Raw genomic sequence first — 14,926 nt, 5'->3', positions numbered from 1 at the left:
TCCGTTTCGGAGCGTACGAGCCCTCAGCCGTCATGTCGCATCGTTTTGGTGGTGTCGAAGACAGCGGCTACGGCTTTGCGGGTCCGCTCCTGACTCGACGGCATGAGGTGCGCGTACACGCGGAGCGTCAGGCCCGGGTCCGCGTGGCCGAGGTACTCGGCGAGGGCCTTGATGTTCTCCCCGGCGTCCAGGAGCACCGAGGCGTAGAAGTGGCGGAGGGCGTGCATGCCGTTCTCGCGGGACTCGGCGTACGACTTGCCCGGCTTCCGGTCGGGGATCACCCCGGCCGAGGCCGGCGCCCGCTTCCACGCCTCCTCGTTGAGCGACGTCCGCCAGACGTGACCTCCGCGCGGCCCGGTGAAGATCAGCCGCTTGGTCACCGGCGGCCCGTCCGCCACCTTCCACGGCAAGGTGATGTCGACCGGCGGGAACCGCTTCATGTGGGCCCGCAGGGTATCAGCGACCGGCCCGGGAAGCGGCACGTCCCGGAGCTTGCCACCCTTGGGCGGGGCGAAGACGGCCTTGCTTCGGCTCAACTTGAGGCCTGGAGTACGACCATGTCGTCGCCGTCGAACCGGCGGCCGTCGCGGAGGCCGAGCCGCGCGGCCTGGACCGGCTGTACGTCGTCCTGACCCGCGCGGTGTCCCGGCTGGACGTGGTCCACGCCCGCGCGCTTCCCTGGTGACGTACGGGACGCCCGAGGCTGATGTGACGTAGGTCACCGGAACTCGCCTGCTCCGACAGTCAGTTCATAACGTGACCACAGATATGCGAACCCGGGTGCGAACCGGAGATCCGAACGCGTTTGCGGAACTCTTCGACGACCATGCCCGCGCCGTGTACAACCACGCGTTCAGGCTGACCGCCGACTGGTCCGCGGCCGAGGACGTCATGTCGACGACGTTCATGGAGGCCTGGCGGCGCCGCGCGTCGGTCGAGGCCGAAGGGGGTTCGCTGCGGCCCTGGCTGCTGGGTATCGCCACCAACGTGGCCCGCGCCCAGTACCGCAGCAACCGGCGCTACCGGAACGCCGCGAGCGCGGCAGCCGCCGCCAACGCCGCGGACGAGCACGTCGAGGACCACGCCGAGGAGACCGCAGGCCGGCTGGACGACCGGCGCCGCATCAGCGCCACGCTCACCGCCCTCAGTTCGCTCAAGCGCCCCGAACGCGAGGTCCTGACCCTGTGCCTGTGCGAGGGCATGGAGTACGCCGAGGCCGCCCGCGCCCTCGGCATCCCTGTCGGCACCGTCCGCTCCCGACTGTCCCGCGCCCGCGGCAAGCTGCGAAAACTCGCCGACGCGGAACTGCTCCGAAAAAAAAGCGAACTCGGCGGGAAAAAAACGGAACCCACCCGCACAGACCGGCAGATAACAGGTGATCGCGGATACGTGATCCGGTCCGCACAGGAAGGAAACCGATGAACGCCAACCCCTCCCAGCCGCACCCGGCTGAGTGGACGGAGACCCAGGACCTCCTGCCCTCCGTCGAGCGGGATCTGCCGGCGGGCCGCAGCCAGTTCCACAAGGAGCACATGATGGCCCAGATCCACGAAGACCTCCGCGGCAGCCGCACCCCCGCCCCGCAGCGGCAGCGCAACCCGTTCCTGCGCCGCGTGATCCTGGTGCCCGCCGCCGCCTTCGCCGTGGCCGGCGCGGTCGTGGCCGGCCTCGCCCTGTCCGGCGGCAACGGAGACGGCGGCAGGACCGCCGTGGCCACCGGCCCCGCCCTGACCACCCAGATCGGCGCCGTCGACACCAAGGGCGCCCCCCAGCTGCTCGACCGCATCTCGCTCGCCGCCGCCGACACCTCCGGACCCACGGCGCGTGACGGCCAGTACATCTACATCGCCTCGAAGGTGGCCAGCACCCACTCCAGGACCGTCGACGACAAGACCACGATCGTCAGCAAGGAGCTGCACTCCCGTCAGGTCTGGATGTCCACCGACGGGAAGGACGGCTGGCTGATCGAAGCGGGCGAGGAGGACATCACCCTGGCCGGGTCCACCCCGCTCACCGGTGCGTACGACAGCCTGGTCAAGCTGCCCACCGACCCCGACGTACTGCTGAAGCAGATCTACAAGGAGTCGGACGCCGTCCGGGACCCCGAAGTCCCCCGCGACCAGGCGGCCTTCGTCGCCATCGGCGATCTGCTGAACGAGAGCTACCCGCCCGCGGACGTGGCCGTCGCCCTGTACAAGGCCGCCGCCAAGATCCCGGGGGTCGTCGCGGTGGACGACGCGGTCGACGCCTTGGGCCGCCACGGGGTCGCGATCGCGCGGCAGAACGACACCGACGGTCAGCGCACCGAGTGGATCTTCGACAAGAAGACCCTGCAGTTGCTCGGCGACCGCACCGTCCAGGTCAAGGCCGAAAAGGACGGGGAGTTCAAGCCCGGCACCGTCCTGTTCACCTCCGCGATCACCCAGCGCGCGGTCGTCGACGCCAACAAGCAGGTCCCCGGGAAGGCGAGCTGACGTGCGCCTCGGTTCCTCCTCGGCGGCGCTGGCCGCCCTGCTGGTCGCGGGAGTGATGACGGGCGTCTCGGTGTCGGCCACCGGCTCCGGCCTCGGCGTGCGGACCGCCGCGGCGGCCACCGCCGCCCGGCCGGACACCGGCTCCCCGGCCCGGTACGTCACCCTCGTCACCGGCGACCGGGTCCAACTGGATGCCCGGGGCCAGGTGACCGGCGTCCGGCGGGCCCCTGGCCGTGGACACGTCCCGTTGTCCGTACGCCGCCTCGGCGACGACCAGTACGTCATCCCCGCCGACGCCGCCGCCCTCATCGGCCAAGGCGTCCTGGACAAGCGGCTGTTCGACGTCAGCGGTCTGATACGGGCCGGCTACGACGACACCCGGCGCGGCACACTCCCCCTGATCGTGTCGTACGAGGGGAAGGCCGCCCAGCGCAGGAACACCCAGAGGTCGCTGCTCGCGGACGGACAAGGGGCCGTCACCGTCCGCCGTGAACTGCCCAGCGTGGACGGCGCCGCGCTCAGCGTCCGCAAGGAGGAGGCCGAGGACACCTGGCAGGCCCTCACATCCGCACCGGGCGTCGAACGGGTCTGGCTGGACGGCCGGTTCAAGGCGGAGACCCAGGGTGACAGTGACAAGGTCAGCGACAACGTCACGCGGATCGGCGCGCCGACCGCCTGGAACGTCGGGTACGACGGCAAGGGCGTCAAGGTCGCCGTCCTGGACACCGGCATCGACACCACGCACCCGGACCTCGCCTCGGTGGTGACGGAGTCGAAGGACTTCAGCGGCACCGGCAGCACGGACGACAGGGTCGGCCACGGCACGCACGTCGCGGCGACGGTGGCCGGCTCGGGCGCCAGATCCGACGGCCTCTACAAGGGCGTCGCACCGGGCGCGCGGCTCCTCAACGCCAAGGTGCTGAACGACGACGGCGAGGGCACCGACTCCAGCGTCATCGCCGGCCTGGAGTGGGCCGCCGCGCAGGGCGCCGAGGTGGCCAACCTCAGCCTCGGCCAGACGGACGCCCCGGGGGCAGACCCGGTGGAGACGGCCGTGAACGCCCTCTCCGAGAGCACCGGCATGCTCACCGTCGCCGCGGCCGGCAACGAGGGCCCGGGCGCCGGGACCGTCGGCTCCCCGGGCGCCGCGGAGTCGGCGCTCACCGTGGGAGCGGTCGACGGCGAGGACCGGATCGCCGAGTTCTCCAGCGTCGGCCCGACCGCCGACAGCGCGCTGAAGCCGGACCTCACCGCGCCGGGCGTCGACATCGTCTCGGCGAGGGCGGCGAACGGCGTTTTGGGCGACCCGGCCGCCGACGGCTATGTCTCCATGTCCGGTACGTCGATGGCGACACCGCATGCCGCGGGCGCCGCCGCGATCCTGGCGCAACGGCACCCGGACTGGACGGGGGCGCGGATCAAGCAGGCACTCACCGCGTCCACCACGCCGACCGCCGGCCTGACCGGCTACCAGCAGGGCACCGGCCGGCTCGACGTGGCCCGGGCGCTCGGCCAGAGCGTGGTCGGCGAGCAGATGTCGGTGTCCTTCGGCAAGCAGCTGTGGCCTCACACCGACGACCGGCCGGCCACCCGGCGGGTCACCTACCGCAACGACGGCGACCGCCCCGTCACCCTGGACCTGACGGCCACCGCGACCGGCCCCGGGGGCAAGGCGGCCCCCGACGGCATGTTCACGCTCAGCACACGGCAACTCACCGTCCCCGCAGGCGGCACCGCGAGCGTCGATCTCACCTCGGACACCCGCACCGAGGCGGCGGACGGCGCGTACTCGGGCACGGTCGTCGCCACCGCGCAGGGCGACGGCGACGGCGACGGCAGGTCCGTGCGGACCTCCTTCGGCGTGATCCGCGAGGCGGAGGCGTACGAGCTCACCCTGAAGTTCCTCGACCGTGGCGGCAAGCCCGTCAGCTCGCCGCTGACCGAGATCATCGGCTACTCGGGTGAGTACGAGACCAATGTCCTGGAGGACTCCCAGCAGATCGCCAAGGGCGTCTACAAAGTGCGCGTCCCGCGCGGCGACTACGTCCTGGACACGCTGATCGGCGACGGCGGCAGCGAGGGCACCTCGGCGCTCGTCCGGCCGAAGCTCTCGCTCACCAAGGACACCACGGTCACCTTCGACGCCCGTAAGACCAAGCCGGTCCGGATCACCGCCCCCGGCGGCGCGAAGATGTCGGCCGGCTACCTCAACTACCGCATGGACACCGGCGGCACCCGCTACAACACCACCCTCCTGTTCTCGGACTCCTTCACCGACCTGCGCACCGCGAGCCTGGGCCCGGCGCCCGCCGCGGGGACGCTCAGCACCCAGCTCAGCGGCCTGTGGCAGAAGGGCAGCACCACCTACAACCTGCTCTACAACCTGCCCGACCGCTTCCCCACCGGCTACCAGCACACGGCGCGGATGAGCGAACTGGCCCTGCTGAAGCGGAACATCGGCTCCTCCGTCGCGCACCGCAAGGGTGCCGTCAACGCCCTGTGGTACGGCCCCGAGCTGGGGCTGGGCACGATCAGCGACCCGTTCCCGCTGCCGACGACGGCGAAGACGTACGTCACCACGCCCAAGGGCTTCCGGTGGACGGTCAATGTCGGCCAGCTGAACGCCGCCGGTGAAGACACCGACGTGTTCTACGACGACCAACGGGTGTCCTACCGGGCGGGCCGGACGTACGAGTCGACGTACAACGTCGGCGTCTTCAGCCCGATGGTCGGCCAGGGGTGGGGCGCGCAGCGGGTCGGCGACACCCTCGACCTGTGTGTCCCCGACCTCGTCGACGGCGCCGGACACCCCGCGTCCTCCGTCGCCGCACGGCACACGACGGTCACCGCGGGCGGCCGTACCCTGCTCGACAACGACGGCGACCTCTGCCAGACGGTGGAGAACCTCCCGGCGGCGTCCACCCGCTACACGATCCGCACGGACCTGACCCGCCCGGCCACGGTCGCCGGCACCACCAGCCGTCTGACCGCGGCCTGGACCTTCACCTCGAAGCAGCCCGCCCAGCCGGCCGACTCGAAGGCGATGCCCCTCTCCACCGTCCGCTTCCACCCGAAGCTGACCCCGGCCGGCACGGCCCGCGCCGGCCACCGCACCACGGTCCCCCTCTCCATCGAGGGCCCGGCCGCCACCCACCTCAAGTCCCTCGCGGTGAAGGTCTCCTACAACGGCGGAACGACCTGGTCCAACGCCCCGGTCACCACCAGGAACGGCAAGAAGACCCTCACCCTGACCCACCCGAAGACGGCCAGGTCGGTCTCCTTCAGGGCCACCCTGACCGACACCACCGGCAACACGTACACGGTGACGATCCTGAAGGCATACCTCCTGACATAGGTCCTCCCGTATGAACCTCGTCCAGAACCGCCATAACGCGTTCCACAGTCGACTGGAGGAGCTACGGGCCCAAGCACGGCAGCGAGCGAGGGAACTGCCACTCAGCTCGTAGGCCTTGCCGACGGGGCGGTGCCTGGGCCGTCCCTGGGCCGTCCGAGGCCGCTCAACGGTGGCCAATGACGACCAACAACGACCGCCAGGCGCACGGTCCCACCGCCCCTGACCAGCGAAGACCCAGCTCACCAAGATCCCCGGCAAGACCCAGGGCAAGAAGAAGTAAGCAACACCCCTTGGGCCCCCGACCTGCTGTTTCTTGGCAGGTCGGGGGCTTTTTGGCGACTTCGAGCCGCGCATCGCCGACTGAGACGGAGATGACCGACTTGCTGGTGGACCTGATCATCCACTCGTACTGTGGGTCCGCCCGGTAGGGGAAGCGGTCTCGAAGCAGGTGGGGTAACTCATGGGAAGTGCAAGCAAGTTCCTCATACCGGCCGCCGCCGTAGCAGCGCTGCTCACGGTCTCGGGGTGTTCATCAGAGGACAAGCCGGCTGCCCAGGCTTCGCCGTCCGAGCTCGCTCACTACACGGCCGCTCCCGGCACGGCCACTCCGACGCAGAGTCCGACGACGGCCGCGCCCGCGAAGTGCGTGAAGACCAGTGGCATGAGCGTCGAGCAGCTGACCGCCTATCTGAAGGAACTGCGCAGCGGCAGCGGCGAATACCAGTCAAGGGGCTTGACCTTGGACTCCTCCGGTCTGAACTTCGCCCCGGAGGCGATCCAGAGACCGTGCGAGGCAGTCACGGTGAAGCTCGCCCGGTATTGGGTCGATGTCGAGAAGACGCGGGAGGAGACCGCCGTCACCCCGGCCCGCTACGAGTACGAGTACACGCTGATCAACGTCACGTCCCACAAGGCCGGTCCGCAGGACGGCAGAGTCCCCGACACCGCGCCGCCGGGGGGCTCCGACTGCCAGGGCACGGTTTCGGTGGCCTACCTCGGCGAGGACATCCCGCTGCGATCCCTGCCGTACGACTTGGAGCTGACCGATACGACAGCCGCTGTCCCGGTCAAGGTGGACGGAGACGGGGTGCTGTCCGCGATGTACGTCTCGCCCGTCGGCGTGGAGTCCTGCTGACCGCCGGTCTTCTCTCGACGCCGGCAGCCATACGGGGTGCGGGCCCCCTGTGAACCCACAGCTTCAGGCCCTCGGCCTGCGGTTCCTCGCGGGGTGAGGGCCGACGGCGGGAGGTGTCAGGTGGTGTCGGGTGTGAGTGGCGGTGTGGACAGCGCTGTCAGGTAGGGGGGCAGGGCTGTCGTGGTGGCGGGGAGGGGGAAGCGGGTGGCGAGGTGTCCGTCGGGGCGGATGACGTAGGCGGTCGGGCCGTCGGGCTGGTAGAGGCGGGTGAACTCGCCGGCGGCGTCTCGGTAGGCGGGAACGGGGAGGGTGTTCGGGGTGGACGGCTCGGGTGCGGTTCCGCGGGCGAGGACGGCGATGAGCTCGAGGTGCGGGCCGGTGGCCGCGGTCGCTTTCGCTGTCGCTTCCACGGAGTCGGCTGCCGCTGCCACCGTCGTGGGGTCGGTCGCGTAGAGGAGAACCACGTGCCCCGTGCGTTCGCGCAGGACGTCGAGCAGGCGCCAGGGGTAGGCGGACCCGGAGGCGGTCAGACCGGCGCAGTCCGGGGCGCGGTCGCCGGGCTGGAGGGTTGCCGGCGAGCCTTCAGGGGTGCGGTCGCCGGCCCGGGGTGTTTCGGGGGAGCCGTCGAGGTGGGGCGCCAGGGGGCCGTTGCGGTAGTTGACGAGGAGTTGGGCCTCTCGGAGCAGGATGGTGCGTGGGTCGTCGGGGTCGGCTTCGATGCCCTGGGTGGCGTGGCGGACCGTTCGGCCGACGACCTCCTCGCCGATCGGGCGGCGCTCGGCGTCGTAGGTGGCCAGGAGCGCGGGTTCGGCTTCTCCCCGGATGACGAGGGCCAGTTTCCAGGCCAGGTTGCACGCGTCCTGGATGCCGGTGTTCATGCCCTGGGCGCCGGTGGGCGGATGGATGTGGGCGGCGTCGCCCGCGACGAAGACGCGTCCGTCGGCGTATCGGTCGACGATGCGGTGGCTGATGCGGAAGACGGAGGACCACCGCAGTCGGGAGAGGACCGCCGGTTCCGGGGCGAGGCGGTCGACCACCGCTTGGAGGTGGTGCAGCTCCGGGGCGCGGCCGCTCTCCAGGCCGTGCGCCACGCCGTCGCCGGGCGTCGCACTGCCGCCGGGCGTCGCACCGTCGCCGGGCGTACTGCCGTCGGTGTCTGTCCGCATGGAGAGTTCGGGTGGGACGAGCATCGACATGCGGTAGCGGCCGGGGCCGGGGAGCGGGATGCAGACCAGTACGTCGTCGGTGGAGCCGTCGGCGGCCAGGTGGCTGGAGCGGATGCCGTAGCCGTGGGGGATGTCCCAGTCCGTCTCGACGTCGCCCAGCATGTACTCCTCGTCGAAGGCCGCCCCCTCGTAGCCGAGGCCGAGCCCCTTGCGCACGGTGCTGTGGGCGCCGTCGCAGCCGATCAGATAGCCGGTCCGCACCTCCTCCTCGGTGCCGGAGGCGGTGCGCAGGCGGGCGGTGACCCCGTCCTGGTCCTGGGTGAACGACAGCAGCTCGGTGCCGCGTTCGATGGACGTACCGAGGCCGGCGACGTACTCCTCCAGGAGGCGCTCGGTCTCGTACTGCGGTAGCGCGGCGAATGCGTAGGGCACCTCGGGCGGCAGCGTGAGCTCGATGCGCGCCCGCTCCCGGCCGTTGACGTAGATGAGCTGACCGCGCAGCACCGCGGCGGCCTCCAGGACCGTGCGGGCCAGGCCCATCCGGTCCCAGATCTCCAGGGTGCGCGGCTGGATGCCGACGGCTTTCGCGTACGGGAGACGGGCGGGCAGCCGGTCCACGAGCCGGCAGCGCACTCCCTGCCGCCGCAACTCCGCCGCGGCGCTCAGGCCGACCGGGCCGGCGCCCGCGATCAGTACGTCGGTCGTTCCGGTGCGTGTCACGGGGTGCCTCCCGGTGCGGTGCTCGGCCCCTGAACCGGTCCCGTCACCCATGGTCACCCGGTGGCCGCCGGACGGCGAGCGGGGCCGGCGTCCGCCACGAGCGACCGGTTATTCCGATTTACGGGGTTCAGTCGATGTGGCCGGATATCGTCACCGATGCGTCACAGGTCGGTCCTCGGGAGAACCCGTTCGCCTGCCCGTTCTGTCTGCGTTGACGGACGACACGCAGGTGGGTCGGTGGCTTGGTGGGTGCTGAGGGCCGACGCCCTCGGCGATCCGGATCCGGGGGGCAGCATGCGGTACGCGAAGACGAGCACGAACGCCAACACGAACGCGAACAGGGACGGGAACGGGTACATGCGCTGGAACAGGTTCGGAATTCGGGGTTCCGTGATGGCGGCCGTCGTGGCCTCGGCCGCTCTGGTGGTGACGGGGTGCGGTTCGGGGGAGTCCCCCGGCACCTCCGCGCGTCCCGCCTCCGTCAGTCCCGACTCCGCGACCCCCGCCCCCGTGACCTCCCCTTCCGCAGCCTCCCCTTCGGTGGCCTCCGCCTCCGCGAGTGCCCCCTCCGCGAGTGCCGCCGTCGTGACGCCCGCCGTGGACAGTTCCCGGGGAGTCGGTGCTGCCGCGCCGGCCTGTTCCGTGGGGAGCCTGAAGGTCGCCGCCCGGCAGGCCGCCGATCGGCCGTCGGGCACGGGGACCGGGGCGGCGATCGTCGAGTTCACCAACAGCTCGGCCAAGGCCTGTGTCCTCAAGGGTCATCCGACCGTCGCGGGGGCCGGCAACGGCTCTCCGGAGAAGAACGCCCCGCTCTCCGTCACGACCACCGGATCCGCCGCACCGGTGACGCTGGCCCCCAAGGGCAAGGCATGGGTGAAGCTGACCTTCGTGCAGGTGCAGGGGGAGGCCGACGGGTTCTGCGAATCCGGTGCGGAGCCCGTCGTGTTCCCCACGCTCGTCATCGGTCTGCCGGGCGCGGGGAAGCATCAGGTCGCCCTGGACGACGGCCAGTTCGCGCAGTGCGACAACAAGGTGACCGTCACCGCCGTATCGGCGGTCAAGCCCTCCTGACCCGGGTCAGCGCTCCTCGGCGGACGCTCCGGGCGATCTCAGACCGTGAGCGGCACCGGGTGGATCTCGTCCGCCATATGACCGGTGCGCTCGTGGACGCGGAGGACGGCCTCCGCCGAGGGACCCTCGGAGAGGCAGTAGACGGTTCCGGACTCCGGGTCCGCCCAGGCCCGTTCGAAGTGCACGCCCTCTTCGCCCTCGATGGCGAGGTCCGCCCGGTGGGCCTCGAGGAGCTGGTCGGCGGTGATGCCGTGCATGTCGTGGTGGACGTCCATGAAGCGGGTCATGACTGCCCGCCCCCTTCCAGTCGCCGTGCCTGTGCCTGTGCCCGCGCTTGCGCGCCTGCACTTCCATGCTGCGCTCGCGCTCCCCGCGCGGCGACCGGACGAGGAGCGGGCCGGGCATGACGAGGGGCCCGGTGCCGATACCGGCACCGGGCCCCTCGTCATGCCCGCGTTCGTCGTGCGTCTTCAGCCGCACTGGCAGGGGTTGCCCGACTGGCACCCGCAGCCGCACCCGGAACCGCAGCCGCACGCGCCGATGAGCATCAGGTTCCTGATCTCGGCGGGCTGCTCGGTCGGGCGTTCCTGTGCGGGGTCGGGCGTGGGAGTGATGGGGGACTCGGCCATGGGTTCCTCCCGGAGGCGTAGGACCTGTGCCCATTGCATGCCCGTTCCGCTGGGCGCATCAACGGCTCAACGGCGCACAGCGGCTTGCGCACGCCCTGAGGAGATCCGGTACGCCCCTGCCGGACGACCCACCGTGGGTCACGCACTCAGCGTCACCCACCGTCGCGGCCCCCGCGGTCACCCACGCACCGCCGCAGCCCCCGGTCACCCACTCACCGTCCGGCTCAGACCCCCTCGGCCGCCGTCCCCGTGCCCGTTCCGGTCGCCGGCTGGATGTCCGGCTGGATCTCCGGCTGGAGCTCGTCCGCGTGCTCGCCCGTCACCAGGAACACCACGCGCTTGGCGACGGCCACCGCGTGGTCGGCGAAGCGCTCGTAGTAGCGGCCCAGCAGCGTGACGTCGACGGCGGTCTCGATGCCGTGCTTCCAGCGGTCGTCCAGCAGGTGCTGGAAGAGGGTGCGGTGCAGGAGGTCCATCGCGTCGTCGTCCGACTCCAGCTGGAGGGCGAGGTCGACGTCCTTGGTGACGACGACCTCCGCCGCCTTCGCCATCAGGCGCTGCGCGAGCTGGCCCATCTCCAGGATGGTGGCGTGCAGGTCCTGCGGGACCGCGCGGTTCGGGAAGCGCAGCCGCGCCAGCTTCGCCACGTGCTGGGCGAGGTCGCCGGAGCGCTCCAGGTCGGCCGACATCCGCAGCGACGTGACGACGATCCGCAGGTCCGTCGCCACCGGCTGCTGCCGGGCCAGCAGTGCTATCGCCCGTGCCTCCAGGTCGTGCTGGAGCTCGTCGACCTTCTTGTCGGCCTCGATGACGCTCTCGGCGAGCTTCAGGTCGGCGTCGAGAATGGCGGTCGTGGCGCGTCCGATCGCCGACCCGACCAGCCGGGCCATCTCCACCAGGCTGTCGCCGATCGAGTCCAGTTCCTCGTGGTACGCGTCCCGCATCAGGGTTCCCTCTCGTACGTCGTGCTTGGGGTTCGGGTTCGGTTCCGGGGGCCAGAACCGGCCGCGAACCGGGTCGTCACCGGCTGCTGCACCGGCGCCGACCGGCCGTGGAACCGGTGCTGCGAACCCCACGGTGCCACGCTCCGCCCCGTACGCGTCGATTTCCGGCACCCCAAATGAACCACCACTGGCTCCAAGGTGAACTCTGGGCGACGAGTGTTCGAGGTCGCACCTCGATAGCTGTGGCCAGGACCGATCGCGTGCCTAACCTGGTGGCATGGACGTGAACGCGGCGGTCGCCGCAGCGGCAGCGATCGCCGGGGTACTGACCGGTGTCATCGCCATGCTGGCGTTCCGCTGGAGCGAGCGGGAGCAGAAGCGCCCCACGCGCACCTCGCTGCACACGGACCCGGTGCTTCCGCCGGGTGTGGACACCGTCCTCTCCGTGCTCCGCTCCTCCGCCGTCGTGCTCGACGAGGCCGACGCCGTCGTGAAGGCCAGCTCCGCCGCCTACGCCCTCGGGCTGGTGCGCGGCGGCCGGCTCAGCGTCGAGCCGATGCTCAAGATGGCCCGGGACACCAGACGCGACGGAGAGATACGCCAGGTCGAGCTGGACCTTCCCCGGCGCGGGACCGGGCGCGGCGAGGCTCTCGCCGTGTCCGCCAGAGTGGCCCCGCTGGGCTCCCGGCTGGTCCTCCTGCTCGTGGAGGACCTCACCGAGGCCCGTCGTATCGAGGCGGTCCGGCGGGACTTCGTGGCGAACGTCAGCCATGAGCTGAAGACCCCGGTCGGCGCGCTCTCCCTTCTCTCCGAGGCCGTCATGGACGCCTCGGAGGATCCGGAGGCGGTGGAGCGGTTCGCCGGCCGTATGCAGATCGAGGCGACCCGGCTGACCAGCCTGGTCCAGGAGCTCATCGACCTCTCGAGGGTCCAGAACGACGATCCCCTCGAGGACGCCGAGCCGGTCGGCATCGACGAGCTGGTCGCGGAGGCCGTCGACCGCTGCCGTCACCAGGCCGGGACCAAACAGATCACCATGGCCGCCGGCGGCACCGCCGACCTGCGGGTCTTCGGGAACCGGGGCCAGCTGGCCGCCGCCCTCGGCAACCTGGTCGAGAACGCCGTCAACTACTCACCCGCCCGGACCCGCGTCGGCATAGCCGCCCGCCGGGTGAGCGCGCCGGGCGGGGACCTGATCGAGATCGCCGTGACCGACCAGGGCATCGGCATCTCCGACAAGGACAAGGAGCGCATCTTCGAGCGCTTCTACCGCGTCGACCCGGCCCGCTCCCGCCAGACGGGCGGTACGGGGCTCGGACTGGCGATCGTCAAGCACGTGGCCGCCTCGCACGGCGGGGAGGTCACGGTGTGGAGCGCCGAGAACCAGGGCTCCACGTTCACCCTGCGGCTGCCGGAGGCGGGCGTGGCCCGCGACCGCGCGCAGCAGCACCCCGACCCGGACGAGGTCGACGACGTCGACGACCTCGGTGACGTCGACGATGTCGACGGCCTCGACGAGGTCGGTCACTCCTCCCCTCACCGCTCCACCCAGACATCACCCCGCGCCTCATCCCCCGATTCGTCCGCGTACCGGACGCTTTCCGCCCCGGAGGTCCTTCCGTGACCCGAGTGCTCGTCGTCGAGGACGAGGAGTCCTTCTCCGACGCCCTGTCCTACATGCTCCGCAAGGAAGGCTTCGAGGTCGCCATCGCGGCCACCGGGCCCGACGGACTCGACGAGTTCGAGCGCAACGGCGCCGACCTCGTACTTCTCGACCTGATGCTGCCGGGCCTGCCCGGTACGGAGGTGTGCCGTCAGCTGCGCGGCCGCTCCAACGTCCCCGTGATCATGGTGACCGCGAAGGACAGCGAGATCGACAAGGTCGTCGGCCTGGAGATAGGAGCCGACGACTACGTCACCAAGCCCTTCTCGTCGCGCGAGCTGGTCGCCCGTATCCGGGCCGTCCTGCGCCGCCGGGGCGAGCCGGAGGAGGTGACCCCGGCGGCCCTGGAGGCCGGCCCGGTCCGTATGGACGTCGACCGCCACGTCGTGACGGTCTCCGGCTCCAAGGTCGACCTGCCCCTCAAGGAGTTCGACCTCCTGGAGATGCTGCTGCGCAACGCCGGCCGTGTCCTGACCCGTATGCAGCTCATCGACCGGGTCTGGGGCGCCGACTACGTGGGGGACACCAAGACCCTCGACGTCCACGTCAAGCGCCTGCGCGCCAAGATCGAGCCCGACCCCGGCGCCCCGCGGTACCTGGTCACGGTCCGCGGCCTGGGCTACAAGTTCGAGCCGTAGGCCGGACCGGCTGCGGCCGCTTCCGCCGACGTCGAGGGATGCGTCGGGGAAGGACGGGCACGCACAAGGAGGGCGGCACCCCGCACGGGGTGCCGGCCCTCCTTGTGCGTGCCCGTGCGCGTACGAGGTCAGTGACCGGCGGCCGCCGACTCCGACTCCGACGCGGAGGCCGAGTCCGACGGGGAGGCCGAGCCGGACTCCGCGGAACCGCCCTCGGCGGCCGCGCCGGAAGCCGACTCGGACGGGGACGCCGACGCGCTCTCGGAGGGGGACTCCGCGGCGCTCGGGATGTCGCTCGGGCCCCACTTGGAGAAGTAGCTCTCGGCGGGGACGACGAAGGCGCGCAGGCTGACCTCGCCGGTCTCGCTGAAGGTGAAGGTCACCTTCTGCGCGTCGCCGTCCTTGACGGCCTCACGGCTGCTCGACAGGACCGCGGAGGCGTTGTTCGCGCCGCCGATGACGACCGAGCCGCCGGCCGGGACGGTCAGCTTGCCCTTGCCCTTGGCGGGCGAGAGCTCGGCGGACTTGCCGCCGTCGAGGGTGATGGACTCCAGCGTCTGCGCCTTGCTGCCGCTGTTGAAGACGGTCGCCGAGATCACGGCGGGACCCGTCGACTCCAGGTCGGGCTGGGTGATGACGATGACGTTCTGCAGCTTGATGTCGCCGATGCTGGTGGCGGCGTTGTCCGGCTTGATCTCCAGGGTCTGGGAGTCGTTGCCGGCCCCACAGGCGGCGAGCGAGGCGATCGAGAACGCGATGGCGGAAGCGGCGAGGGCGCCGCGTCGAAGGCTGCTGCTCACGGCGGCGGCAACTCCTTGTACACACGGACGGCCTTCCTTTGGATAAAGCCGTCCTAAGGGTCTGTCAGCGGCCTTAGGTTACCGAGCCGTTCTCGCGCCACCGCACCCGACCCGCCTCTAGAGCGATCCCGTGCCTCGACGGACGCGCTGAACGGCCTCCGGCGCCACCTGTCCCGACCGCCACGAGCGACCCCTGAGTCACTTCGGCTTCACCCGTCGTCTTCCCGCGCGTCTTCCCCCGCCTTCCCGCTCGTCTTCTTCTCACTTCTCTTCCCGTCGTGTTCCCCTCGCCTTCCTGCCGTCTTCCTGCCTCTCCCCTGTCCTCTTCCGG

General features: G+C 71.0%; 13 protein-coding genes and 1 pseudogene. 7 read left to right on the top strand and 7 right to left on the bottom strand.

Features of this window, described 5'->3' with window-relative positions:
• Positions 1–23: 23 nt before the first annotated feature.
• Both OG736_RS20645 and OG736_RS47290 read right to left on the bottom strand, forming a co-directional pair.
• Positions 24–542, bottom strand: a pseudogene (locus tag OG736_RS20645) (tyrosine-type recombinase/integrase); the annotation flags it as partial.
• Positions 533–664 carry a hypothetical protein gene (locus tag OG736_RS47290; protein ID WP_442817216.1) on the bottom strand — a complete coding sequence of 44 codons (132 nt, stop codon included), beginning with the start codon at positions 662–664 and terminating at the stop codon, positions 533–535. The gene OG736_RS47290 and the pseudogene OG736_RS20645, both read right to left, overlap by 10 nt.
• A 92-nt stretch (positions 665–756) precedes the next feature.
• Here OG736_RS47290 and OG736_RS20640 point away from each other — a divergent pair, with 92 nt between their 5' ends.
• The 4 genes from OG736_RS20640 (at position 757) to OG736_RS20625 (ending at position 6,964) form a co-directional block, all read left to right on the top strand.
• Complete coding sequence (locus OG736_RS20640; protein WP_327183762.1) at positions 757–1,422, top strand: RNA polymerase sigma factor; 666 nt, start codon at positions 757–759, stop codon at positions 1,420–1,422.
• Positions 1,419–2,474, top strand: coding sequence for a CU044_5270 family protein (locus OG736_RS20635; protein ID WP_327183761.1), 1,056 nt, complete (start codon positions 1,419–1,421; stop codon positions 2,472–2,474). Before OG736_RS20640 ends, OG736_RS20635 begins: the two co-directional genes overlap by 4 nt.
• Before the next feature lies 1 nt (position 2,475).
• Positions 2,476–5,829: a S8 family peptidase gene (locus OG736_RS20630; RefSeq protein WP_327183760.1), complete on the top strand. Its 3,354-nt coding sequence runs from the start codon at positions 2,476–2,478 to the stop codon at positions 5,827–5,829.
• 460 nt (positions 5,830–6,289) lie between these two features.
• On the top strand, positions 6,290–6,964 hold the full coding sequence (locus OG736_RS20625) for a hypothetical protein (RefSeq protein WP_327183759.1): 675 nt from the start codon (positions 6,290–6,292) through the stop codon (positions 6,962–6,964).
• A 116-nt stretch (positions 6,965–7,080) separates the two neighbouring features.
• Here the strand turns inward: OG736_RS20625 and OG736_RS20620 are convergent, their stop codons facing one another.
• The gene (locus OG736_RS20620; RefSeq protein ID WP_327183758.1) at positions 7,081–8,850 is read right to left on the bottom strand and encodes an FAD-dependent monooxygenase; all 1,770 of its coding nucleotides are present in this window, start codon (positions 8,848–8,850) and stop codon (positions 7,081–7,083) included.
• Between the two features lie 357 nt (positions 8,851–9,207).
• Here OG736_RS20620 and OG736_RS20615 point away from each other — a divergent pair, with 357 nt between their 5' ends.
• Positions 9,208–9,921 carry a DUF4232 domain-containing protein gene (locus OG736_RS20615; RefSeq protein ID WP_442817183.1) on the top strand — a complete coding sequence of 238 codons (714 nt, stop codon included), beginning with the start codon at positions 9,208–9,210 and terminating at the stop codon, positions 9,919–9,921.
• 38 nt (positions 9,922–9,959) lie between these two features.
• On the opposite strand, the gene OG736_RS20610 is transcribed toward OG736_RS20615, so the two are convergent.
• The 3 genes from OG736_RS20610 to phoU form a co-directional block, all read right to left on the bottom strand.
• Entirely contained in the window at positions 9,960–10,208 is a 249-nt protein-coding gene (locus OG736_RS20610; RefSeq protein ID WP_142264944.1) for an SCO4226 family nickel-binding protein, read from the bottom strand.
• A gap of 183 nt (positions 10,209–10,391) precedes the next feature.
• Complete coding sequence (locus tag OG736_RS20605) at positions 10,392–10,550, bottom strand: hypothetical protein (protein ID WP_171398028.1); 159 nt, start codon at positions 10,548–10,550, stop codon at positions 10,392–10,394.
• Between the two features lie 224 nt (positions 10,551–10,774).
• Complete coding sequence (gene phoU / locus OG736_RS20600; RefSeq protein ID WP_327183756.1) at positions 10,775–11,494, bottom strand: phosphate signaling complex protein PhoU; 720 nt, start codon at positions 11,492–11,494, stop codon at positions 10,775–10,777.
• A gap of 277 nt (positions 11,495–11,771) precedes the next feature.
• On the opposite strand from phoU, the gene OG736_RS20595 reads away from it, so the two are divergent.
• Complete coding sequence (locus OG736_RS20595; RefSeq protein ID WP_020130321.1) at positions 11,772–13,118, top strand: two-component system sensor histidine kinase PhoR; 1,347 nt, start codon at positions 11,772–11,774, stop codon at positions 13,116–13,118.
• Complete coding sequence (locus OG736_RS20590; RefSeq protein WP_007382946.1) at positions 13,115–13,795, top strand: two-component system response regulator PhoP; 681 nt, start codon at positions 13,115–13,117, stop codon at positions 13,793–13,795. Before OG736_RS20595 ends, OG736_RS20590 begins: the two co-directional genes overlap by 4 nt.
• A 128-nt stretch (positions 13,796–13,923) precedes the next feature.
• On the opposite strand, the gene OG736_RS20585 is transcribed toward OG736_RS20590, so the two are convergent.
• The gene (locus OG736_RS20585; RefSeq protein ID WP_327183755.1) at positions 13,924–14,595 is read right to left on the bottom strand and encodes a copper chaperone PCu(A)C domain-containing protein; all 672 of its coding nucleotides are present in this window, start codon (positions 14,593–14,595) and stop codon (positions 13,924–13,926) included.
• Positions 14,596–14,926 lie beyond the last annotated feature (331 nt).

It is taken from the genome of Streptomyces sp. NBC_01334, from assembly GCF_035983595.1.
Lineage (GTDB): Bacteria > Actinomycetota > Actinomycetes > Streptomycetales > Streptomycetaceae > Streptomyces > Streptomyces coriariae.
The sequence above is the reverse complement of the archived record's forward strand: the minus strand, read 5'-3'. Positions and strand labels throughout refer to the sequence as shown.